25 protein-coding genes are annotated in these 22,508 nt (G+C 67.3%); 13 read left to right on the forward strand and 12 right to left on the reverse strand.

Annotated features, from left to right (window positions below; all coding sequences use genetic code 11):
• Positions 1 to 20: 20 nt before the first annotated feature.
• From fliJ to fliF, 5 genes are read right to left on the reverse strand one after another with little or no spacing between them, the layout of a single operon-like run.
• Positions 21 to 491: a flagellar export protein FliJ gene (fliJ, locus tag ABDW61_RS13120; RefSeq protein ID WP_343639223.1), complete on the reverse strand. Its 471-nt coding sequence runs from the start codon at positions 489 to 491 to the stop codon at positions 21 to 23.
• Between the two features lie 34 nt (positions 492 to 525).
• Positions 526 to 1,950, reverse strand: coding sequence for a flagellar protein export ATPase FliI (gene fliI, locus ABDW61_RS13125; RefSeq protein WP_343639225.1), 1,425 nt, complete (start codon positions 1,948 to 1,950; stop codon positions 526 to 528).
• Positions 1,947 to 2,795, reverse strand: a complete 849-nt coding sequence (locus ABDW61_RS13130; RefSeq protein WP_343639227.1) for a FliH/SctL family protein — start codon at positions 2,793 to 2,795, stop codon at positions 1,947 to 1,949. The genes fliI and ABDW61_RS13130 overlap by 4 nt, the downstream gene beginning before the upstream one ends.
• 12 nt (positions 2,796 to 2,807) lie before the next feature.
• A complete protein-coding gene (gene fliG / locus ABDW61_RS13135; RefSeq protein ID WP_343639228.1) occupies positions 2,808 to 3,803 on the reverse strand; it encodes a flagellar motor switch protein FliG in 996 nt (331 codons plus the stop codon).
• A gap of 48 nt (positions 3,804 to 3,851) precedes the next feature.
• The gene (gene fliF, locus ABDW61_RS13140) at positions 3,852 to 5,570 is read right to left on the reverse strand and encodes a flagellar basal-body MS-ring/collar protein FliF (protein ID WP_343639229.1); all 1,719 of its coding nucleotides are present in this window, start codon (positions 5,568 to 5,570) and stop codon (positions 3,852 to 3,854) included.
• Between the two features lie 170 nt (positions 5,571 to 5,740).
• Between fliF and fliE the strand changes: the two genes are divergently transcribed.
• Complete coding sequence (gene fliE, locus ABDW61_RS13145; protein ID WP_343639231.1) at positions 5,741 to 6,061, forward strand: flagellar hook-basal body complex protein FliE; 321 nt, start codon at positions 5,741 to 5,743, stop codon at positions 6,059 to 6,061.
• Positions 6,062 to 6,085: 24 nt separating this feature from the next.
• On the opposite strand, the gene ABDW61_RS13150 is transcribed toward fliE, so the two are convergent.
• From ABDW61_RS13150 to ABDW61_RS13180, 7 genes are all read right to left on the reverse strand, one after another.
• On the reverse strand, positions 6,086 to 6,808 hold the full coding sequence (locus tag ABDW61_RS13150) for a flagellar regulator YcgR PilZN domain-containing protein (protein WP_343639232.1): 723 nt from the start codon (positions 6,806 to 6,808) through the stop codon (positions 6,086 to 6,088).
• Positions 6,809 to 7,012: 204 nt separating this feature from the next.
• Positions 7,013 to 7,312, reverse strand: coding sequence for a flagellar protein FliT (locus tag ABDW61_RS13155; RefSeq protein WP_343639422.1), 300 nt, complete (start codon positions 7,310 to 7,312; stop codon positions 7,013 to 7,015).
• Positions 7,313 to 7,414: 102 nt separating this feature from the next.
• On the reverse strand, positions 7,415 to 7,849 hold the full coding sequence (gene fliS / locus ABDW61_RS13160) for a flagellar export chaperone FliS (RefSeq protein WP_343639234.1): 435 nt from the start codon (positions 7,847 to 7,849) through the stop codon (positions 7,415 to 7,417).
• 204 nt (positions 7,850 to 8,053) lie between these two features.
• Positions 8,054 to 9,484, reverse strand: a complete 1,431-nt coding sequence (gene fliD / locus ABDW61_RS13165) for a flagellar filament capping protein FliD (RefSeq protein ID WP_343639236.1) — start codon at positions 9,482 to 9,484, stop codon at positions 8,054 to 8,056.
• Between the two features lie 155 nt (positions 9,485 to 9,639).
• A complete protein-coding gene (locus tag ABDW61_RS13170) occupies positions 9,640 to 10,509 on the reverse strand; it encodes a flagellin (protein ID WP_343639238.1) in 870 nt (289 codons plus the stop codon).
• Positions 10,510 to 10,869: 360 nt separating this feature from the next.
• A complete protein-coding gene (locus ABDW61_RS13175) occupies positions 10,870 to 11,712 on the reverse strand; it encodes a flagellin (RefSeq protein ID WP_343639240.1) in 843 nt (280 codons plus the stop codon).
• Between the two features lie 278 nt (positions 11,713 to 11,990).
• Positions 11,991 to 12,830, reverse strand: a complete 840-nt coding sequence (locus ABDW61_RS13180; protein ID WP_343639241.1) for a flagellin — start codon at positions 12,828 to 12,830, stop codon at positions 11,991 to 11,993.
• Between the two features lie 642 nt (positions 12,831 to 13,472).
• Here ABDW61_RS13180 and ABDW61_RS13185 point away from each other — a divergent pair.
• The 12 genes from ABDW61_RS13185 to ABDW61_RS13240 all read left to right on the forward strand — a co-directional run bounded on the left by ABDW61_RS13185 (position 13,473) and on the right by ABDW61_RS13240 (position 22,444).
• Positions 13,473 to 13,967 (forward strand): tetratricopeptide repeat protein, encoded by a 495-nt coding sequence (locus ABDW61_RS13185; RefSeq protein WP_343639243.1) that lies wholly within the window; start codon positions 13,473 to 13,475, stop codon positions 13,965 to 13,967.
• Between the two features lie 250 nt (positions 13,968 to 14,217).
• Positions 14,218 to 14,541: a flagellar transcriptional regulator FlhD gene (gene flhD, locus ABDW61_RS13190; RefSeq protein ID WP_343639245.1), complete on the forward strand. Its 324-nt coding sequence runs from the start codon at positions 14,218 to 14,220 to the stop codon at positions 14,539 to 14,541.
• Between the two features lie 72 nt (positions 14,542 to 14,613).
• Complete coding sequence (gene flhC, locus ABDW61_RS13195; protein ID WP_343639247.1) at positions 14,614 to 15,150, forward strand: flagellar transcriptional regulator FlhC; 537 nt, start codon at positions 14,614 to 14,616, stop codon at positions 15,148 to 15,150.
• A 4-nt stretch (positions 15,151 to 15,154) separates the two neighbouring features.
• Positions 15,155 to 16,174: a glycosyltransferase gene (locus ABDW61_RS13200; protein WP_343639248.1), complete on the forward strand. Its 1,020-nt coding sequence runs from the start codon at positions 15,155 to 15,157 to the stop codon at positions 16,172 to 16,174.
• A gap of 164 nt (positions 16,175 to 16,338) precedes the next feature.
• Positions 16,339 to 16,662 (forward strand): flagellar transcriptional regulator FlhD, encoded by a 324-nt coding sequence (flhD, locus tag ABDW61_RS13205; protein WP_067276158.1) that lies wholly within the window; start codon positions 16,339 to 16,341, stop codon positions 16,660 to 16,662.
• Between the two features lie 54 nt (positions 16,663 to 16,716).
• Entirely contained in the window at positions 16,717 to 17,253 is a 537-nt protein-coding gene (gene flhC, locus ABDW61_RS13210) for a flagellar transcriptional regulator FlhC (protein ID WP_091722407.1), read from the forward strand.
• A gap of 11 nt (positions 17,254 to 17,264) precedes the next feature.
• Positions 17,265 to 18,023 carry a class I SAM-dependent methyltransferase gene (locus tag ABDW61_RS13215; protein ID WP_343639250.1) on the forward strand — a complete coding sequence of 253 codons (759 nt, stop codon included), beginning with the start codon at positions 17,265 to 17,267 and terminating at the stop codon, positions 18,021 to 18,023.
• A gap of 96 nt (positions 18,024 to 18,119) precedes the next feature.
• Positions 18,120 to 18,977, forward strand: a complete 858-nt coding sequence (motA, locus tag ABDW61_RS13220) for a flagellar motor stator protein MotA (RefSeq protein ID WP_343639252.1) — start codon at positions 18,120 to 18,122, stop codon at positions 18,975 to 18,977.
• A gap of 15 nt (positions 18,978 to 18,992) precedes the next feature.
• Entirely contained in the window at positions 18,993 to 19,940 is a 948-nt protein-coding gene (gene motB, locus ABDW61_RS13225) for a flagellar motor protein MotB (RefSeq protein ID WP_343639253.1), read from the forward strand.
• A gap of 45 nt (positions 19,941 to 19,985) precedes the next feature.
• On the forward strand, positions 19,986 to 20,378 hold the full coding sequence (gene cheY, locus ABDW61_RS13230; protein ID WP_058934552.1) for a chemotaxis response regulator CheY: 393 nt from the start codon (positions 19,986 to 19,988) through the stop codon (positions 20,376 to 20,378).
• 16 nt (positions 20,379 to 20,394) lie between these two features.
• A complete protein-coding gene (locus tag ABDW61_RS13235; protein ID WP_183490177.1) occupies positions 20,395 to 21,030 on the forward strand; it encodes a protein phosphatase CheZ in 636 nt (211 codons plus the stop codon).
• Between the two features lie 217 nt (positions 21,031 to 21,247).
• A complete protein-coding gene (locus tag ABDW61_RS13240) occupies positions 21,248 to 22,444 on the forward strand; it encodes a flagellar type III secretion system protein FlhB (RefSeq protein ID WP_343639256.1) in 1,197 nt (398 codons plus the stop codon).
• Positions 22,445 to 22,508: the final 64 nt, after the last annotated feature.

Here is a 22,508-nt window from a genome sequence, read left to right on the forward strand (position 1 = left end):
ACCGGGGGGCTGGGCCGCGATCAGGCGACCAGCCGGGACATCGGGTTGCCGCCACGGCTGGCGGCGCGGGCAGCCTGCTCATCGGTGGCGCGCTGTTCCTGGCGCATCTGGGTGCGCAGGGTCTCGGCGCGGCGGCGCTCGATCAGCTTGCGCACCGAGGCCACGCGCAGTTCGCGTTCGCGCAGCACGTCCCGGGCGGCCGTCAGGCGCTGGTCGGCGAAATCGGCGATGCCGGCCTGCTGCCCGATCGCCTGATCCAGGCGCTGGCCGAAGTTCTGATAACAGCCCAGCAGCTGCACCGTGGTCCGCTGCGAAAACTCGTGCGCCCAGCGGCTCTGGTAGTCCGACCGGTATTGCGAGAGCTGGTCGTGCTGGTTGCGCGCCGAGCTGGCACGCGCCTGCGCTTCCTGCAGATGACGCAACGCTTCATCGCGCTCGGCCTCCGCGCGTTCGAGGAGAACGGTCAGGGCCTGCAGATTGGAACTACTCATGTCGATGACCTCGCTTCACGGATGTCGGCAGCTACTACGCAAAGTTGAGTGTGGCGGTCAACTGGTTGAGGCAATCGTTCAAAGAAGCCGGGGAATGCATGTCTTGTTGGAGCAACCGCTCCATGTCGCCATGCAGACGGACGGCGAGGTCCAACTCCGGGTCATGGCCGGGCTGGTAGGCGCCGAGCTGGATCAGGTCGCGCGCCTTGTTGTACTTGGCGAGCAATTGCCGGAAGCGGCGCGCCAGTTCCACGTGCCGCTTGTCGGCAACGCTCGTCATCACGCGCGAAATGGACCGTTCGACGTCGATCGCCGGATAGTGGCCGCTTTCAGCCAGTTCGCGGCTCAGCACGATGTGGCCGTCCAGGATGCCTCGGGCGGCGTCGGCGATCGGGTCCTGCTGGTCGTCGCCTTCGGACAGCACCGTGTAGAAGGCGGTGATCGAGCCTTCTCCCGCGAGGCCGTTGCCGCTGCGCTCGACGAGCTGCGGCAGCTTCGCGAAGCAGGAAGGCGGATAGCCTTTCGTGGCCGGCGGTTCGCCGATCGCGAGCGCGATTTCCCGCTGCGCCATCGCATAGCGGGTCAGCGAATCCATCAGCAGCAGCACATGCTGGCCGCGGTCGCGGAAGTGCTCGGCGATCGCGGTGGCGTAGGTCGCGCCCTGCATGCGCAGCAGCGGCGGCGCATCGGCTGGCGCGGCGACGACCACGCTGCGGCGCAGGCCTTCCTCGCCGAGGATGTCCTCGATGAACTCCTTCACTTCGCGGCCGCGCTCGCCGATCAGGCCGACGACGATGACGTCCGCCTGCGTGTAGCGGGCCATCATGCCCAGCAGCACCGACTTGCCGACGCCGGTGCCGGCGAACAGGCCCAGCCGCTGCCCGCGGCCGACCGTCAGCAGCGAGTTGATCGCCCGCACGCCGGTGTCCAGCGGACGGCGCACCGGGTCGCGGTCCATCGCGTTGATCGGGCGGCGGACCATCGGTTCATCGCGGACCTCCTCGAGCGGGCCGGCCCGGTCGATCGGATGGCCCTGCGGATCGACGACGCGGCCCAGCAGGCCGTCGCCCATCGGCAGGTGCAGGCCGCGGTCTTCGTCGCGGCGCCACGGATGGCGCTCCTCGCCGAGCAGCGGTCCATGCGGCGCGGCCGGGCGCGGCAGCACCATCGCGCCGCTGGCCAGGCCCTGGATCTCGTCGGTCGGCATCAGGTAGGCGCGATCGCCGGAGAAACCGACCACCTCCGCCGTCACCGGCCGCTGGCCGCGGCGCGGCGAACTGGCGGAAGAGGGCATGTGGATCTCGCACACCGAGCCCACCGGCACCTTCACGCCGGTGGCCTCCAGCACCAGGCCGGCCACACGCACCAGCTTGCCCTGCGGCTCCAGCGCCGGCGCGTTGCCGGCGAAGGCCTGCAGGTCCTCGAAGTACTGCTGCCAGCGGTCGGTGCGCGCGCTCATCGCTGGTCCTCGGGCAGGCCGTGCGGCAGGCCGCCGTACTGGCTGGGCGTCGGGTCGGTGCGGAAATCGAGGCGCGATTCGCGCTGCTCGTCGGCGGCGGAGCGGCGGTCCTCCCAGACGGAGGTCTGACCCAGCGCGCCGACGGCCGACTGCCAGCGCGCCGGCAGCGAGGCGTCGACGCTGCAGATGTCGGCGTCCACCTTGACGCCGCCGCGGGCGATCGAGGGATCGGGGATGACCTGCGCCTCGCGGGCGCGCAATTCCTGGCCGGCGCCGTCGAGCACCAGCGGCAGGTCGTCGGGGTGGACGCGCACGCGCACGTGGCGGGCGTTGATCAGCAGCGCCTCGACGGCGTCGTGGGCGACACGGGACACCAGCTCCGGTGCCGTCGTCAATTCATTGCGCACGACCTGGCGGGCCAGCTCGACGGCGGTGCGCGCGAGCGCCTCCGCCATGCCCTGCTCGATCGCCGACAGGTCCTGGTCGAAACTGGCGACCAGCTGGCCGACCTGCGCGGTGATCTGCTTGGCGAAGCTCTGCTTGAACGCGTCCAGCGCGGCCATGCCGTCGCGGTAGCCGTCCTGATAGCCGGCCTGGCGGGCCTGCTGCATCAGCTCCTCGACGCTGGGGCCGGGTGGCGGGGGCGGGGGAGGCGGCTCGACCGGCGCGGGCGCGGTGACCGGGGGCTTGCGCGGCGCGGCGCCGCCTTCCAGCGCGCCGGGATTCCAGGCGGCGAAGCCGGACAGCTCCTCGCGCGGAATGATGCGGCTGTAGGTGTTGCCGCGCTGCGCTTCGCCTTCGGGGCGGAGCGGCGGCGGGACCTGGCGGGGCGGACGGGTGACCATCGATGGGCGGATTTACAGGAACTGGTCGTCGCCGCCGCCGGCCAGCACGATCTGGCCCTCGTCGACGAGGCGGCGCACCACCTTGAGGATTTCCTTCTGCTCGGCCTCGACCTCGGACAGGCGCACCGGGCCGCGCGATTCCAGGTCCTCGCGCAGCGTCTCGGCGGCGCGGCTGGACATGTTGCGGAAGATCTTCTCGCGCAGCTCGGGGCCGGCGCCCTTGAGCGCGACGATGAGCGATTCGGACTGCACTTCCTTGAGCACCGCCTGGATGCCGCGGTCGTCGATCTTCTCCACGTCGTCGAACGTGAACATGTTGTCCATGATCTTCTGCGCCAGGTCGGAGTCGGCTTCGCGGATGTAGTCCAGCACCGACGCCTCGACGCTGGTGCCCATCATGTTGATGATCTCGGCCGCGGTCTTGACGCCGCCCAGGTTGGACTTCTTCATGCGCTCGCCGCCGGCCAGGATCTGGCCCATGACCTCGTTGAGGTCCTTCAGCGCCATCGGCTGGATGCCGTCCAGCGTGGCGATGCGGATCAGCACCTCGTTGCGCTGGCGCTCGGTGAAGACGCGCAGCACCGAGCTGCTCTGGTCGAAGTCCAGGTGCGACAGGATGGCGGCGACGATCTGCGGGTGTTCATTGCGCAGCAGCTCGGCGACGGAGCCCGGGTCCATCCACTTCAGCGATTCGATCGAGGACACGTCCGAGCCCTGCAGGATGCGGTCCAGCAGCAGGTTGGCCTTGTCCTCGCCCAGCGCCTTGCGCAGCACCGAGCGGACGTACTCGTCGGTGTCGCTGACCAGGGTGCTCTGGGTCTCGGCGACCAGGTCGAACTTGTCCAGCACCTTCTCGACGCGTTCGCGCGGCACGACCTTCATCTTGGCGATGGTCTCGCCCAGCTTCTGCACTTCCTTCGGCGAGAGGTGCTTGAAGACCTCCGAGGCCTCCTCCTCGCCGAGGGACATGAGCAGGATGGCCGCGTCTTCGACGCCTTTGTCGTCCATGGTGATGTCTCGCTGTCGATCCTGATGGGCGGGCCGCGGTCGGCGGCCTCAGCGGCGGGCGCCCGCCGGGGCCGCCGTGTCCAGTTCCTCGCCGTTGACCCAGGCGCGCATGATGTTGGCCACCGCGACGGGGTTCTCCTTGGCCAGTTGGCGGGCGCGCACCAGCTTGTCGTTGGAGATCGGCGCCTCCAGGGCCGGCAGGCCACCCGGGCCGCCCAGGGCCAGTTGCTCGTCCTCCACGACGCTGAGCTGATTCGTGGCAGTGTCGTCCTTCTGTTCGGCCGGCGGCGGGAAAGCCGCCTTGAGAGCAGGGCGAACCAGCCCGAACACGGCGATCAGCGCGACCAGCACCAGGGCGGCGGGCACGGCCAGGTCGCGGGCCACGTCGCGCAGCCAGGGCTGCTGCCACAGCGGCACGTCGGCGCCATCGACCTTGTCCGACACGAACGGGGCGCTCAGCACCTTGACCGAGTCGCCGCGCTCCTGCGAGAAGCCCAGCGCCTCCTTGACCAGCGAATCCAGCTTCTGGATCTCGGTCTCGGACAGCGGCTGGCTGGAGGTCTTGCCGTTCTTGTCGGTGACGGTCTTCTGGTTGACGACGACCGCGGCGTTCAAGCGGCGGATCTGGCCGATGGCGTTGCGCGTGACGCGCACGGTGCGGTCCAGTTCGTATTGCGTGTCGGCGTTGCGGCGCTGGTTCTGCGTGCCGCCGGACTGGCCGGCCGGCTGCATCTGCTGGGCCTGGCCGTTGATCGGGGCGGCGGCCTGGGGCGGAACCTGGTTGGAGGTCGCGCCGGGCACGCCAGTGGGCACGGCGGCGCTGCCGCCGGATTGCTCCTCGGAGGTCAGGCGGCGCACCGCGCTCTGGGTGTTGGGCCCTTGGTTGGGCTTGTATTCCTCGGCGGTGGATTCGACCTGGTTGAAGTCGACGTCGGCGGTGACCGTCGAGCGCAGGTTGTCGCGGCCGACCACCGGCTCGAGCAGCTCGGCGATGCGCTTGTTCAGGTTGGCTTCGACCTGCTGCTTGTACTGCAGCTGCTGGCTGTCCAGGCCGGAGCCGTTGCCGTCCGGGTTCTGGGAGAGCAGGGCGCCGGTGCTGTCCAGCACGCTGACGGCCTTGGGATTGAGTTCGGGCACCGACGAGGACACCAGGTGGACGATGCCGGCGATCTGGGCGCGGTCCAGGGTGCGGCCGCCGCGCAGGGTCAGCATGACGGAGGCGCTGGGCTTCTGCTGTTCGCGGAAGAAGCCATTCTGCTGCGGCATGGCCAGGTGCACGCGCGCGTCGGCGACGTCGGCCATCGCGGTGATGGTGCGGGTGAGTTCGCCTTCGAGCGCGCGCTGGAAGTTCAGGCGCTCGTTGAAGGCGGTCTGGCCGATGGACTGCTTGTCCATCAGCTCGAAGCCGACCACGCCGCCCTTGGGCAGGCCGGCGGAGGCCAGCTTCATGCGCAGGTCGTAGACCTGGTTGGCCGGGACCATGATCACGCCGCCCGGGTCGTTGCGGTAGGGCACGTTCATCTGCGCGAGCTGCGCGATGACGGCGCCGCCGTCCTTGTCGGACAGGCCGGAGAACAGCGGGCGGTAGTCCGGCCGGGCGGTCATCATCGACATCGCCACGATCACCGCGAGCAGCGCGGCGACGCCGCCGCCCAGCATCAGCTTGCTCTTGGTGGGCATCGCGGCCAGACGGGCGGGCAGGCTCGTGGCGGCGGTCTGCTTCACCTCGGGAAGTCCGGCGGCGGGGCTGCTCAGGGCGTTGTCCATGGGGTGGGTGGCGGTTACGGCGGGTCGATCGGGCGGCGAGGGCCGGGCGGACGCCTCGGCACAGGTCGGAATTATTTCGATCGGGGGCCTCAAGAATGGGGGAAACAGGCCGAAGAAGGCCCCCCTGTTCCGGGCTATGGGAGGACGGTTGCATCCCTACGATGCGTGCCGTGGACCTCAAACTCAAACCCTTCGACTTCGCCAGCGCGGTGGCCCGTGCCGGACTGACCCCCCAGGGTCAGCCGGTGGCCAAGGCCGCCCCAGGCGGCACGAGCTTCGCGGAGGCGATGAGCTCGGCGTTGAAGTCCGTCAGCACGCAGCAGAACGAGGCGTCGCGGCTGCAGCGGGAAGTTCAACTGGACAACCCGACGGTCAGCCTGGAAGAAACCATGGTCGCCATGCAGAAGGCGCAGATCGGTTTCCAGGCCACGCTGCAGGTCCGCAACCGGCTGGTCTCCGCCTATTCGGAAATCATGAACATGCAGGTGTGAGCCCGCGTCCCGCGAGCTCCGCGTTCAGATGCCGCGGCGCATCAGCCGCTCGCGCTTTTGCGCCTGGTCGATGAAGACCTGCAGCGCACGCGCCGCCGAAGGCGGCAGCGACACGAAGGCGCAGCCCGCCTGGTGCGGCGCGCCCGCTTCCCCGTCCGTCATGTGCTGCACGCGCAGCAGCGCGGTGAAGCTGACCTCGCGCTCGAGCTCGAGCGTGGCGCTGATCTCCTCCCCGACCCGGGGCACCGGCACCACGTTCGCGGGCCATTGCAGCGCAACGCCGCCAGCGCTCACGTTGATCACCCGGATGCGCGGCAGGTCCGCCTGCGCCAGCTTGAGCGCCGGATACAACTGCCCCGCCGAGGCCACCCGATAGGCTTGGCGCCGCTGGAAGCGGTACAGCCGCAGCGGCGTGGGCGCGCGCAGCACCTCGGCGCCGTCGCCGCGGATCGCCACCAGCCCCGAAACGTCGAACTGCAGCTTGATCCGGTCCAGGTAGGCCGTCGCCACCAGCTCGTCGCTGGCCAGCACCGGCGCCAGCGTGCCGCCCGCCACGGGCGATTCCATCGTCAGCATCCCCTGCGGCGTGTCCAGCGAACGCAGCACCGTGTGGATCGCCTCGCCCTCGGGCGTCGACAGCTGGATGCGCGCCTGCGACTGCAGCAGCTCGCGCAACCAGTTCATGATTTCCCCCGGCGCGTCCAGCCGGAAATCGGCATCCGCGGGATCGGAGGTGAGGACAGGCATCTTCAGGTCGGTCAAGGCCAGCTTCCGGCAGGGAATCGTTCGGAAAATCTACTCGCAACCCCAAGGCAAACGCCGCGCCAACCCCATCCGTTCGAGGGGCCGGTCGCGGCGTCGTCGCGAGCGGCAGGCCCGGAGCGTGACCGATGTCTCGGATCGTGTCCGAGGGCGCCAGGCCGTCCGGGCGTCCGGGCGTCCAGGGCGGGCTCAATGCACCGTCTTGGCCTTGCCCTTCATCAGCTGGTCCAGGTCCTCGAGCCAGGGCTCGGCCAGGTGGCGGATCTCGGCGTCGTTGAGCAGGATGCGCTGCATGATGCGCGTCTTGAGCTGCGATTCGTCCGGGCCCAGCTGCTGGCTGGACGCCGCGTGCTTGAGCTGCGAGATCAGCAGGACGCAGGCGCCCTCGAGTTTCACGACCTCGTCCCAATTGCCGGAGCGGGCGGCGCTCAGCATGTCGGCGCTGGCCTGTTCGATGGCTTCGTAGTAGCTCAACAGTTGGGTGCTCATGATGCGGTCCGGGGTCGGGGCGTGGGCGGTCTGGGGCTTGGCGGTGTACTTGGACATGGAACTTCTCAAGTCGTCAGGCGTTCGGCGTCGATCCAGATCGGATCAGGCCGCGGCACGTTGTTCGGCGGCAGCCGGGGCGATGCCCGCCCAGGCTTCACGGATGGGCTGCAGCAGCGTCACGCATTCCTCGATCGCGACGTCGTCGCTGTTCAGGTTGGCGCGGGTCAGCCGCATGCAGATGTAGGCGTACAGGTCCCGCAGGTCCAGGGCGAGCTCGCCGGACTCCAGGTCCAGGGCCGCCTTCAGGCCCTCGTCCAGGATCCGGACCGCGCGCGACAGGCTGCGGTTCTTCAGTTCGACGTTGCCGGTGCGGATCGCGCCGATGGCTTGCGTCATCGAATCGAACGCGCCATCCAGCAGCAGCGTCACCAGGCGATGCGGCGAGGCCGTCATCACGTCGGTCTCCACGCCGACGCGGTTGTACATGTTGCTGGCGCGCTGAGCGTGGGAAGCGAAGGGGGAGGAGTTGCCGTACATGATGTGCTGCTGCGGGAGTGCTGAAGTGCTTGATTCAGTTTTCGGCCCCCGCCGACCTGACTTGAGCCTCTCCCGTGCCGAATTTGTCTCGAAATTCTGCCCGCGTGCAGAAAAGAGAAAGCCTCCGTGAGGAGGCTTGTCGGCGGGCTTTTCGAAGCGCCGGAGAAGGGCGGTCCCGGTGGTCCAGTTCGGCGTGCCCGGGCGTCAGCTGCTGCCGAGCATGCTGGTGATCTTGTTGACGTAGCTCTGCATGTCGTTGAGCTTGGCCATCTGCGTGTCCAGCGCGGTGTACTGGGCGCGCACGCGCTTCTCGTAGGAGTCGGCGCGGTCGTTGAGCTCGTCGATGCGCTTGTTGTTGGCCGTCACGCGCGACTGCAGCCCGGTGGTGCGCGTCGTGATCGAGCCGTCGAAGCCCGTCACCTGGTCGGCGAAGGCGCGCCAGCGCGAGGCCAGGCCGTTGTTGTTCGGATCGCTCGTGTCCACGCCCATGAAGAGGTTCTTCAGGTCGCTCATGCTGCCCAGCGCGCTGGTGAGCTTGCTGTCGTCGACGGTGATGGTGCCGGCGGTGCCGATGCTCAGCCCCAGGTCCGACAGCCGCTGGAAGGCGCCGCCCAGCGTGCTGCCCGAGGCGGTGATGTTGCGCAGCTGGCTCTGCAGCCCGACCGCCGTGCTGTCGCCCTGCAGCGCGCCGGCGGTCTTGTTGGCGTCGTCGTACTTGGTGTCGTTCCTCATGAGGTTCATGAGGCTGTTGTACGAGGTGACGAAGTCGTTGATCGCCTTCTTGACGCTGTCCTTGTCCTGGCCGACCGAAACGGTCGACTGGCCGGTCTTGAGCAGGTTGACGGTCAGGCCGTCGACCGCGCCCTCGATGTTGTTGCTGGCCGAGCTGATGTCCAGCCCGTTGATCTGCAGCTTGGCGTTGGCCGCGGCGGCGTTGCGCGTCATCGACTTGATCGACGCGGTCGGGTCGTAGGCCAGGGCCGACAGGCCGCTGGCGTCCGCGCCGTTGCCGTCGTCGTCCGCGGTGGTGATGCGGAAACCGTTGGCCTCGCCGGTGTCGCGCGAGCGGATCACCAGGCGCGAGCCGCTGGCGTCGGTCACGATCGAGGCCAGCACGCCGGCGCCCGAGCCGTTGATCTTGTCGCGGATGCTGCTCAGCGTGTCGGTCGAGGAGATGGAGATGCTGACCGGGCTGGCGCCGCTCTTGCTCGTGAAGGTCGGGCTGGCGTCGGTGCCGCCCCATTGGCCCAGCTCGATGGTCATGGACCCGGAGCCGACGGTCGCGTTGTTCGTGAAGGCCTGGCTGGAGACGCTCTGGGCCGCGGCCAGCTGCGTCACGTTGAGCGAGTAGCTGCCCGCGCCCGACCCCGCGCCGGCCACCACGGTGGCCATGGACGTGTCGGAGGAGGTGGCGGTCAGCGCGGCCCAGGTGGTGGGATTGCTCAGCTTGGCGGCCGCGTCGCGCATCGCGCTGAAGGCGCTCTGGATCTTGCCGTACTCGGAGATCTGCGTCTTGATCGTGTCGGTGCGGGATTGCAGGTCGCTGATCGGCTGCTTTTCCAGCGCGACCAGCTTCGTGACGATGCTCTCGACGTCCAGGCCGCTGCCCAGACCGGTGGAGGTGATGGTGGCCATTCTGCGAACTCCCAGTGACCCTAGACGCCGTCGGCGGGATGCCCTGCCGCAGGCCCCATGCGCAACAGGGCCCCGCGAGAGGCCCTGTCCTGCATATCGGCGCCGGTCGGTCCGACTTTAGGACGGCGACCCGGCGGCTTGATTGCGATTTCCTATCAGCCCTTGAGCAGCGACAGCACCTGCTGCGGCAACTGGTTGGCCTGGGCCACCATCGCGTTGCCGGCCTGCTGCAGGATCTGCGCGCGGCTCAGGTTGGAGGTTTCCACCGCGAAGTCCGCATCCATGATCCGGCTGCGGGCGGCGGTCTGGTTCTCGTAGGCCACCTGCAGGTTGGAGATCACGGCGTCGAAGCGGTTCTGCGTCGCGCCCAGCGTCGCGCGCTGGCTGTTGACCTGGTCCAGCGCCGCGTCGATGTTGGCCACCACCGTGGCGATCGCGCCGGCGTCGGCGGTGTGGTCGATCACCGAGCGGCCGGTGCCGCCGGTGTCGGAACCCGACACCTTGGTGATCGCGTCGTCGGACGACATGTTGGGCGTCGTGACGGTGATCTCGTCATTGGACGTGGTGTTCGGCCCGACCTGGAAGGTCTGCGGCGTGCCCGCGTCCTGGCCCAGGATGTACTTGCCGTTGAAGGTCGTGCCGCCGGTGACGCGCTGGATTTCCTTGGCCAGCTCGCCGAATTCCTTGTCCAGCGAATCCTTGTCGCTGTCCGCGTTGGTGGCGTTGCGGGCCTGGATGGCCAGCTCGCGCATCCGCTGCAGCGAGTCGGCGACCTTGCCCAGCGCGCCTTCCGCGGTCTGCGCCAGCGAGATGCCGTCGTTGGCGTTGCGCATCGCCACCGACATGCCACGCGCCTGGGCGTTCATGCGTTCGGCGATGGCCAGACCCGCGGCGTCGTCCTTGGCGGAGTTCACCCGCAGGCCCGAGGACAGACGCTGCATCGAGGTGGCCAGCGACGACTGCGACGAATTCAGATTGCGTTGCGCGTTGAGCGAGGCAATGTTGGTGTTGATGGTCTGTGGCATTGATGCACTCCTGCGGAGATCCTGTCCTGGCTGCGATCCCGGTTGGGTTGGTCGTTCCCGACCTCGCCTGCCGATCCTCGCTGCGCCATCGCAGTCATTGTTCGGATCTGCCGGTTGGACCGGTGGTCGAGCGGGATTTCAAGCTCGATGGTTGCCATTGTGCGAAACGAGTGCCAACGCCGAAGGGCCGATTAAGGGGCGGAAAACCGGCCAATCCCGAACCAGAAAAAAAGGCCCCGCATCGAACCCGGAGGTCGATGCGGAGCCTTTGGAGGCCGGCCGCGAGGGCCGTGCTTGAGGAGTCAACCGAAGGGCGCGTCCTCTGGAAGGAGGGCGGCGCCGGAGCGATCTGCTGGCTGCTCAGCTGCGCAGCAGCGACAGGACCTGCTGCGGCAGCTGGTTGGCCTGGGCCACCATCGTGTTGCCGGCCTGCTGCAGGATCTGCGAGCGGCTCAGGTTGGCGGTTTCCGCGGCGAAGTCGGCATCCATGATGCGGCTGCGGGCGGCGGTCTGGTTCTCCACCGAGACCTGCAGGTTGGAGATGATCGCGTCGAAGCGGTTCTGCGAGGCGCCCAGGATCGCGCGCTGGCCGGAGACCGTCGTGATGGCGGCATCGATGTTGTCGATGACCGTCTTGAGCGTGTCGGGCGTCGACGAGTTGTCGATCACGCCGCTGGTGACGGCGGTGATCGTGGCGTCGTTGGTCATGTTGTTGGTGACCACGTCCACCGAGTCGTTGGCCGTCGTGTTGGCGCCGATCTGGAAGGTCTGCGTGCCGGCGTCGTTGCCCAGGATGGCCTTGCCGTTGAAGGTCGTGCCGCCGATCACCCGGCCGATTTCCTGGCCCAGCTGGGCGTATTCCTTGCCGATCGAATCCAGGTCGGAGGTGGTGTTGGTCGCGTTGCGGGCCTGCACCGCCAGTTCACGCATGCGCTGCAGCGAGTCGCCCACCTTGGACAGCGCGCCTTCCGCGGTCTGCGCCAGCGAGATGCCGTCGTTGGCGTTGCGCACCGCGACGTTCATGCCGCGGACCTGCGCGTTCATGCGGTCGGCGATGGCCAGGCCGGCGGCGTCATCCTTGGCGGAGTTCACGCGCAGGCCCGAGGACAGGCGCTGCATCGAGACCGACAGCGAGGACTGCGAGGACGACAGGTTGCGCTGGGCGTTGAGCGATTGCAGGTTGGTGTTGATGATCTGAGCCATGATCCATTCCTTTAGAGATTCAAAGACCTTGTCGGTCTAGCCGGACGGTTGATTGACGTCCGACTGAGCCGGACCACGTGGCCCTTGCGTTGAATTGCGGACCCGTTGATGCAGTTATCGGGCCGCCAGGAATGGACTTGAGGCCTTCTTCGAAAGAAAGCCTGTAACGGGCCTTGCCGGCCGTGAACTCTTTCCTCGCCATCCCCCGGCGAAGCGGGAGGTGGCGAGGAAAGAGAAGGGGGCCGAGGCCCCCTTCACTGCGGGTGCTGCTCTTGTGATCAGCGCAGCAGGGCCAGCACTTGCTGCGGCTGCTGGTTGGCCTGCGCGATCATCGCGTTGCCGGCCTGCTGCAGGATCTGCGCGCGGCTCAGGTTGGCGGTTTCCGAGGCGAAGTCCGCGTCCATGATCCGGCTGCGGGCGGCGGTCTGGTTCTCCACCGAGATCTGCAGGTTCGACACGATCGCGTCGAAGCGGTTCTGCGAGGCGCCCAGCTTCGAACGCTCACCCGACACCGTCTTGATCGCCGCGTCGATGTTGTCGATCACGGTGGCCAGGTCGGTGGTCGTCGACGCGTTGGTGATCGCGCCGCCCGTCACGCCGGTGATCGTGCTGTCCGTGGTCATGTTGGTGGTGACCACGTCGACAGAGTCGTTGCTCGTCGTGTTGGCGCCGATCTGGAAGGTCTGCGTGCCCGAGTCGCCGGCCAGGATGGCGCGGCCGTTGAAGGTCGTGCCGCCCAGCACGCGCTGGATTTCAGAGCCCAGCTGGCTGTATTCCTGGCCGATTGAGTCCAGGTCGGAGGTCGTGTTGGTGGCGTTGCGGGCCTGGACCGCCAGTTCACGCATGCGCTGCAGCGAGTCGCCCACCTTGGACAGCGCGCCTTCAGCGGTCTGCGCCAGCGAGATGCCGTCGTTGGCGTTGCGCTGGGCGACGTTCATGCCGCGCACTTGAGCGTTCATGCGGTCGGCGATCGCCAGGCCGGCGGCGTCGTCCTTGGCGGAGTTGACACGCAGGCCCGAGGACAGGCGCTGCATCGAGATGGCCAGCGACGACTGGCTGGTGGAGGTGTTGCGCTGGGCGTTGAGCGACAGCAGGTTGGTGTTGATGACTTGGGCCATGATTTGCTCCTAACAGCTAGACGTAAATACCGGCAAAAGCGCCGAACCACACATGAGCGCCTGAGTCCTCCGATCCTCCGACGCGCCGTGAGGCGAACCGGCCGAGGATCTCGGATGCTCCTGCTGGACCTGCCGGGCCATTTCCCGGATCGGTCCCAGTCCGACGCTAGTCAACCGTTGCTCTCACCCTCTTGTTCAGAGCAAGACCGCCTGGCCTTCTAACCGGACCACGTGCCACTGCTGCGTCGACGGCCGCTTGGACTGCCTGTCCTTGCTGGTCTGTCGCTGCGTTCAGCAGCCCCGTTGAGTTGGTTGTCGGCACGCGTTCCATAGAACTTGAGGGCAATTTGTCAAGACAAGTGATCCGAAGATAAGCAGGTCCTGCAACGCGTTGTTTGTCGTTTGACGTCCGCCCGGTTTGTGGCCGGGTGTCGGTCTGGCGACGGACATGAGAGTGATAACGGCGTGCAGGCGCCGGGATTGAGGGGGAAAGCGGGCGCTTTTCGTGCGCTCGATCACGGGGGTGCCCCCCTAAAGTGCCTCTCGGCGCGGCCGACAAGGTGCGGCCGACGCCACCGCCACCCCCAACGGGTGCCGGCGCCGATGTGGCGCCGGACTCGATCAACGACCATGGAGAGGTCTATGCCACTGCAAACGCAAACCGAGGCACGGTCCGCCGTGTCGATGATCGATGCCTCGATCGAGCAACAGGTTCACGCCGGCCGCGTCCGCCCCGGCTCGAGCGAGGCCCGGCTGCTGCTGGCGCAGGCCCGCAATGCGGCCTACGCGCAGGCCTCGCAGGGCCGCATCGGCGACGGCGTGGCGCTGCTGTGCAATGCGCTGGAGATGGCGCCGATGAGCGTGGATCTGCTGTCCGACGTCGGCGCGCTGCTGCTGGCCTCGGGCCAGCTGGGCGAGGCCGCGCTGTACGCGCACCGCGCCGTCGAGCTGTCGCCGCAGCATGCGCCGTCGCTGTACACGCTGGGCTTCGCGCTGTCGGGCCTGGGCGAGATCAAGGCCGCCATCGAGGTGCTCACCATCCTCGGCGAGGGCGAGGCCCTGGAGATGCTGCGCCGCGATTCGCCGGAACTGCTGCCGATCGTCGACACGGAATTGCTACGCCTGCGCGCCGCCTGAGCGCGCGGCATCGCGCCCCCCGCGAGACGGCCTGACAGGCTGTCTCCCTGAAAAACCGCCGTCGAGCCCGGTACTTCCGGGCCTCGCGCGGCGGTTTCGCTTTGGAGGCCTGTCAGCGTGTAGGAATCCGTCCGACAAGGCCGTCGTCCCGCTCCCTAGCCTTCATCTGGCAGCAACCTGATGTCGCGGAAATGGGTGTTTCTTCAGAATTCATTCCATCGCAGCAACGCAACCGCCCAGGAGCCCAGAGATGAACAGCGACCAGATCCTTGCCGAGATCCGTGAAGCCAACCTGTCGTACCTGATGCTGGCGCAGAGCCTGATCCGCGCCGACCGCGAACAGGCGCTGTACCGCCTGGGCATCTCGGAAGAGACCGCGACGCTGCTCAACACGCTGAGCCCGGCGCAGATGATGAAGATGGCCTCCGGCAACACGCTGCTGTGCCGCTTCCGCATGGACGACGACCTGGTGTGGGGCCTGCTGACCTCGCACGGCAAGCCGGCCGCCAACGACAGCGTGTCCCGCCTGCATGCGTCCATGCTGATGGCCGGCCGCCACCAGGAAGCCGCCTGATCCGGACGGCCCAGGCAAAGCCCGGGCAAAGCGATTGCCGCCCGAGACAACCCGATTTCCCCGGAGCCACCCATGCGCACCAAGTCCATCCTGACCGAAGCCAAGCAGATCGAACGCGCCGTGACGCTGATCAAGCTGGGCGCGCGCCTGCAGGTGCTGGAATCGGAGACCGACCTGAGCTACGAGCGTCTGCTGCGCCTGTACAAGGAGGTCTCGGGCAAGTCGCCCAGCAAGGGCCAGCTGCCGTTCTCGACGGACTGGTTCATGACCTGGCAGCCCAACATCCACGCCAGCTTGTTCCTGAACATCCACGAGTACCTGAACAAGGTGGCCGAGATGGACGAGATCGATGTCGTCATCAAGGCCTACCAGCTGTATCAGGAGCAGACCGCGGCGCAGAACCTGGAGCAGCTGCTGTCGATGACGCGGGCCTGGCGCCTGGTGAAGTTCGTCGACAACGGCATGCTGACGATGACCAAGTGCAGCAAGTGCAACGGTCATTTCGTCACCCATCCGCACGAAGTCGCCAAGCATTACGTCTGCGGCCTGTGCAACCCGCCGGCGCGCGCCGGCAAGGGCAAGGCGGCCGGCGGCATCCAGATGCACTGAGCGCATGCCTTCGCGCTGGCGCACCTGCCTCGTCGTCATCGCCCGCGACGAGGCGGCAACGATCACGCGGCTGCTGGACAGCGTCCGCCCCTTCGTGGACGAACTGCTGGTGATGGACACCGGCTCCAGCGATGACACCGTCCGCCTGGCCGAGGCCGCGGGCGCGCGCGTCGCGCGTTTCGAGTGGATCGATGATTTCTCCGCAGCCCGCAATGCGGCGCTCGACGCGGCCGGGGCCGACTGGCACCTGGTGCTCGATGCCGATGAATGGCTGATCGGGGAGGGCAGCGGGGCGGCGCTGGCCGCGCTGCGAACGACGGCGCCCCATTTCGTCGGGACCATCGCGCTCGAAGACCACTTCGATGGCGGCACGGCGCGCTCGCGCCTGAGCCGCGTGCTCCCGGGCCGTATCCGCTACGCGGGGCGGATTCATGAACAGCCGGTGCATGAACTCCCCGTCCGGCCCCTTGATATTCAGGTCGGGCACGACGGCTATCTGCCCGAACGGCTCCAAGTGAAGCAGGGCCGCAACGAACAACTGCTGCGCGCCGCGCTCGAGCAGGATCCGGCCAATCCCTATCTCTGGTACCAGTTGGGGAAGGATTGCTCGGTCTATGACCGCTTCGCGGATGCGGAAGACGCCTTCGCGAATGCGGCCGACCGCTTGACCTCGATGCCCCTGCTGCCGCCATGGTGGTACGACCTGGTGGCTCGCCGGCTCTTCGGCCTGAAATCGCTCAAGCGCCATGCCCAGGGCATGGTCTTCGCCGAATCGCAATTGCAGCAATGTGCGGAGTCGCCGGACTTCTTCTTCGCGCTGGGCGACCTGCTGCTCGACTGGGCGGCGGATCAGCCCGACCAGGCGCCGATCCTGCTCCCGATGATCGAGGACGCCTGGACGCGCTGCCTGGAGATCGGCGAGCGCCCCGACCAGCCCGGCGCGGTCGCCGGCCGCGGCAGCCACCTGGCGCGGCACAACCTGGTGCTGCTCGCCTCGATCCTTCAAAAAGGACAGCCGCGATAGCGCTGATCCGGCAGCTTGTAGGAATTCATCTGACAAACGCGTCGGCGCGCTCCCTAACCTTTACATGGAAGCGACCTGATGTCGGCTTCTTGTCGCGATCCCTACAGTTCGTCTCACGCTGAAACACAACGGAATCAGCACCAGACACCCACAGGAGCCGAACGATGAACGCCGACCAAATCCTCGCCGAGATCCGCGAAGCCAACCTGTCGTACCTGATGCTGGCGCAGAGCCTGATCCGCGCCGACCGCGAACAGGCGCTGTACCGCCTGGGCATCTCCGAGGAAACCGCGACGCTGCTGAACACGCTGAGCGCCGCGCAGATGCTGAAGATCGCCTCGGGCAACACGCTGCTGTGCCGCTTCCGCATGGACGACGACCTGGTGTGGGGCCTGCTGACCTCGCACGGCAAGCCGGCCGCCAACGACAGCGTGTCCCGCCTGCATGCGTCCATCCTGATGGCCGGCCGCCATCAGGAAGCCGCCTGAGGTAGAACGGCACCTGGACGCCAAACCGACGACGCCCCCGCCCGGAGACCTGACATGCGCACCAAGTCCATCCTGACCGAAGCCAAGCAGATCGAGCGCGCCGTGACGCTCATCCACCTGGGCGCGCGCCTGCAGGTGCTGGAATCGGAGACCGACCTGAGCTACGAGCGTCTGCTGCGCCTGTACAAGGAAGTCTCGGGCAAGTCGCCCAGCAAGGGCCAGCTGCCGTTCTCCACCGACTGGTTCATGACCTGGCAGCCCAACATCCACGCCAGCCTCTTTCTGAACATCCACGAGTACCTGAACAAGGTCGCCGAGATGGACGAGATCGATGTCGTCATCAAGGCCTATCAGCTGTATCAGGAGCAGACCGCGGCGCAGAACCTGGAGCAGCTGCTGTCGGTGACCCGGGCCTGGCGCCTGGTGAAGTTCGTCGACAACGGCATGCTGACGATGACCAAATGCAGCAAGTGCGGCGGTCATTTCGTCACCCATCCGCATGAGGTGGCCAAGCATTACGTCTGCGGCCTGTGCAACCCGCCGGCGCGCGCCGGCAAGGGCAAGGCGGCGGGCGGCATCCAGATGCATTGAGGCCGCCATCCATGGCCGCCCCGCTTCCCCATGCCACTCCCGGACGGACCCAGTCCGCGCTGCGCTGGCCGGCGCTGGCGCTGCTGAGCTGGGCCGCCTGCTTCGCGGTCTGGCGCCTGTTCGGGCCCGACTGGCCGGCCGCCCTCGTCGCCTCGGGCCTGGGATTGATCCTGGCCGGCCTGCACCGGCAGGCCTGGCGGCGGCTGATCGTCGCCTCCGGCTTTCCGCTCGCGCTGCTGTTCACCGGCACTGAGCTGCCGGCCTGGATCTGGCTGATCCCGCTGGCGGTGCTGGTGCTGGCCTATCCGCGCCGCGGCTGGAGCGACGCGCCGCTGTTCCCCACACCCCACGGCGCGCTGCGCGCGCTCCCCGAGCGTGTGAAGCTGCACGCCGGCGCCCGCGCGCTGGACGCCGGCTGCGGGCTGGGCGACGGATTGGTGGCCCTTCGCCGCGCTTATCCGGCGGTCCGCCTGGCCGGCATTGAATACAGTGGCGTCCTGTGGCTGCTGGCCCGCCTGCGCTGCCCCTGGGCCGAGATCGCCCGGGGCGACCTGTGGGCCCAGTCGTGGCGCGAGACGGACCTGGTCTACCTCTTCCAGCGGCCCGAATCGATGCCGCGCGCGCTCGACAAGGCGCGTGCCGAGATGCGGCCGGACAGCTGGCTGGCGAGCCTGGATTTCCCGCTGCCGGGGCAAGCGCCCTTCGCGCAGCTGGACACCGGCACGCGCCACCAGCTGTATGTCTACCGGGTGCGCGAACTGCAGGCCTGAAGCGGGCCTCAAGGGCGCCGGGAGCCGGTCGATAAGGGATGGGATGGCCGGGACCGCGAGCGGACGCGGCGGCAACTTCAAGACGGAACGACCTTCATGTTTGTCATCATCGGTTGGGTGCTCGCGCTGGCCTGCATCTTTGGCGTCTTCATCGCGCACGGCGGCAACATCGGCGTCGTGCTGCACGCGCTGCCCTTCGAGATGACCACCATCTTCGGCGCGGCGATCGGCGGCATGCTGGCCACCAACCCGCCCAAGGTCATGAAGGCCACCATGAAGGGCCTGGGCGACTGCTTCAAGGGCAGCAAATACACCAAGGCCCGCTACATGGAGCTGCTGGCGCTGCTCTACGACATCCTGCAGAAGGCCCGCAAGGAAGGCCTGATGTCGATCGAAAAGGACGTCGAGGACCCGCACAGCTCGCCGCTGTTCCAGAAATACCCCACGGTGGGCAATGACCACCATGTGGCCGAGTTCATCACCGACTATCTTCGGATGATGGTCTCGGGCAACCTCAACGCGCACGAGATCGAGTCCCTGATGGATGCCGAGATCGACACCCACCACCACGAGGCCTTCCTCGCCGTGATCGCGCTGCAGCGCCTGGCGGGCGGCCTGCCGGCCTTCGGCATCGTGGCGGCGGTGCTGGGCGTGGTGAACACCATGGGCTCGGTCGGCCAGCCGCCGGCGGTGCTGGGCGGGATGATCGGCTCGGCGCTGGTGGGCACCTTCCTGGGCATCCTGCTGGCCTACGCCTTCGCCGAGCCGCTGGCCGGCGCGCTCGAGGCCAAGGTCGACGAGGCCGGCAAGGAACTGCAATGCATCAAGACCACCCTGCTGGCCTCGATGCAGGGCTACGCCCCGCAGGTGGCGATCGAATTCGGCCGCAAGGTGCTCTACTCGACCGAGCGCCCGACCTTCGCCGAGCTCGAAGGCCACGTGAAGAAGAAGTGAACGGGGTGATCCGACATGGCCGGTGACGCCAAGAAACTCCAGCCCATCATCATCAAGCGCGTCAAGAAGGGCGGCCATGCCGCCCACGGCGGCGCGTGGAAGATCGCGTACGCCGACTTCGTGACGGCGATGATGGCCTTCTTCCTGCTGATGTGGCTGCTGGGTTCCACGACCGAGGGCGACAAGAAGGGCATCGCGGACTATTTCGCCTCGCCGCTGAAGGTGGCGATGTTCGGCGGCTCGGGCTCGGGCGACGCCTCGCACATCATCAAGGGCGGCGGCCAGGACCTGACGCGCCAGACCGGGCAGGTCAAGGCCGGCGACGTCGAATCCCCTCGGAAAACCATCAATCTGAAAGCCCTCAAGGAAGAGCAGCGCCGCGCCGAGCGGGTGCGTCTGCAGCAATTGAAGGACAAGGTCGAGAAAATCATTGCCGACAACCCTCGGATTGCGGCATTAGGTGGGCAAATCCGACTCGACATGACCCGCGAGGGCTTGCGTATCCAAATCGTGGACGAGAATAATCGTCCGATGTTTGACAGCGGCAGTGCGGTGGTGAAGCCGTATATGCGCGAGTTGCTGCAGGAACTCGGCAACGTGCTGTCCGAGGTGCCCAACCGGCTGACGCTGGAAGGCCATACGGACGCACAGCCGTTTTCTGCGGGCGAGCGCGGATACAGCAACTGGGAACTGTCGGCGGACCGGGCCAATGCCTCGCGGCGCGAGCTGGTGGCGGGCGGTTTGCCGGATGCCCGGGTCCTTCGCGTGCAGGGTCTGGCGTCGAGCAAACTGCTCGACACGAAAGACCCCAAAGCCCAGGTCAATCGCCGCATCAGCATCATCGTGATGAATCGCGATGCCGAGGATGCGGTGCTGAAGAACCTGCCCGACGAGGACGAGGATGCTTCAGACCCCGCGGCCAGCGCGCCGCAGGCCTCAAGTGCCCTGTCCGCGGGCCGATAACGTCCAGAATCGAATAAAGCCCTCCAGTCCCCTCAGAGGAACGCCATGAGCACTGACATGAAATTCTTGATCGTCGACGACTTCTCGACCATGCGCCGGATCGTGCGCGGTCTGCTGAAGGAGATCGGCTACAACAACGCCGAAGAGGCGGAAGATGGCGTCGAGGCCCTCAGCATGCTGAAACAGGCGAAATACGATTTCGTCGTCAGCGACATCAACATGCCCAACATGAACGGGTTCGAGCTGCTGAAGGCCATCAAGGAGGACGCGTCGCTCAAGCATCTGCCGGTGCTGATGGTGACGGCCGAGGCCCGCAAGGAGGACATCGTCCTGGCGGCGCAGAGCGGTGCGGCGGGCTACATCGTCAAGCCGTTCACCAAGGCCACGCTGGAAGAAAAAGTCCAGAAGATCATGCAGAAGCTGGCCGCTGCGGCCTGACGCTGGGGAGTCCACCATGCAGATGGAAGAACTGGCCAAACTGTCGCAGGGCAACGAGCCGCTGATGGTCTCGCCCGAGGTGTTCCAACAGATCGGCACGATCACCCGCGTGCTGCACGACACGATGCAGCAGCTGGGCGTGATGCCCAAGCTGCAGGTCGCCACCGATGGCCTGCCCGACGCGCGCAGCCGCCTGACCTACATCGCCAACAAAACCGCCGATGCCGCCAACAAGGTGCTGAACTCGGTCGACCAGGCCAAGGCCGAGCACGCCAAGATCACCGAGGCCGCCAACGCGATGGCCCAGGCGATCACCGCGGACCCGGTGCGGGCCGTGGCCTCGGGCGCGGTGCTGAACTTCGTCAAGGAGGTCGAGTCCTCGACGTCCAAGATCGACACCCACCTGACCGACATCATGCTGTCGCAGGACTTCCATGACCTGACCGGCCAGGTCGTCGCCAAGGTGGTGACGCTGGCCAATGATCTGGAGGATTCGCTGGTGAAGCTGCTGGTCTCGGTGGTGCCGCCGGAGCAGCGCGAAAAGGTCGACCCGAGCATCCTGCAGGGCCCGGTGGTGAATCCCGAAGGCCGCGCCGACGTGGTGACCAATCAGTCCGAAGTGGACGACCTGCTGGCCTCGCTGGGCTTCTGATCCGGAAACCCGCGGCAGCGAATGAAACCCGCGCCTGGCGCGGGTTTCTGCTTTCTGGGGGAATTGGAGGCCCTTCGAAGGCCAGGATTGAAATGGGGTTTTCTCGGGCGTTCCCCGGGGCAAGAAGACCGGCTGATTTCCGGCCTTTATCGGGCGAAGGCCCGAGCCTTTCCGGCCGAACAATGGCGGCGCTGCGGTATCAGGCCGTGGCCCCCACATGGCCGATCAAGACGCACAAGACCGCAACTTACCCGCCTCGCAGAAAAAGATCGAAAGGTCGCGCAAGGAGGGTCAACTGCCGCGCTCCCGGGACCTGCCGCATTTCGCGGTGATGGCCACAGGCGGCGCCTTGTTCGCGACCGCGACCCCCTACGCGGTCGACACCCTGCAGCGCATGGTGGAAGGCGCGCTGCGCTTCGACGCCGAGCAGCTGCGCGGCGCCGGCATGATGACCGAGCGCCTGTCCACGCTGACCTGGCAGGGCTTCATGTTGGGCCTGCCGGCGCTGCTGATCCTGGCGATCGCGGCGATCGCGGCGCATATCGCCTCGGGCGGCTGGAACTTCACGATGAAGCCGCTGACCCCGAAATTCACGCACCTGAACCCGATCAACGGCTTCGGCCGGCTGTTCCAGTGGCAGAACCTGACCACGGCGCTGAAGGCGGTGCTGCTGTCGCTGGTGCTGGGCGTGGTGGGCGCGATGGCGCTGAAGGACCGCATCGCCGGCTTCGTCGGGATCATGTCGGTGCCGCTGCCGTCGGCGCTGGCCTTCGCCGGCAAACAGCTGATGGGCGGTCTGGCGCTGCTGGGCCTGTGCCTGGCGCTGTTCGCCGTGATCGACGTGCCGCTGCAGCGCCATCTCTATCTGAAGCGCCTCAAAATGTCCCGCGAGGAGGCCAAGAACGAGCTCAAGGAAGCCGAAGGCAACCTCGAGATGAAGCACAAGATGCGCGCCAAGGCCCGCGAGCTGGTCAAGCGCCGCATGCTGGCCGCGGTGCCCAAGGCCGACCTCGTCGTCATGAACCCGACCCACTACGCGGTCGCGATCGCCTACGACGAGAGCAAGATGGGCGCCCCGCGCGTGGTCGCCAAGGGCCTGGACCTGCTGGCGTTCAAGATCCGCGACATCGCCAAGGACAACAAGGTGCCGGTGCTGCAGGCGCCGGCCCTGGCCCGTGCCCTGTACGCCCACGCCGAACTCGACCGCGAGATCCCCGGCGCGCTGTTCGGCGCGGTGGCGCAGGTGCTGGCCTACGTGTACCAGCTCAAGGCGGCGCTCAAGGGGCAGGGCATGGCGCCGAATGCGGCACCGGATCCGGCCGTGCCGGACGAGCTCGACCCGCACAAGAAGCCGGGCTGGACGCCGCCCGAGGACGAAGCGGACGACGCCTTCCCGGAGGGCAGTCCGGGCTGATGGCCCAGCGGGCGGCCGGGCCGGTGGCGACTGATCCGGCCGCGACCGAGCCAGCGGCGACCGA

Source organism: Roseateles sp. (genome assembly GCF_039595595.1).
Taxonomy (GTDB): domain Bacteria; phylum Pseudomonadota; class Gammaproteobacteria; order Burkholderiales; family Burkholderiaceae_C; genus Roseateles.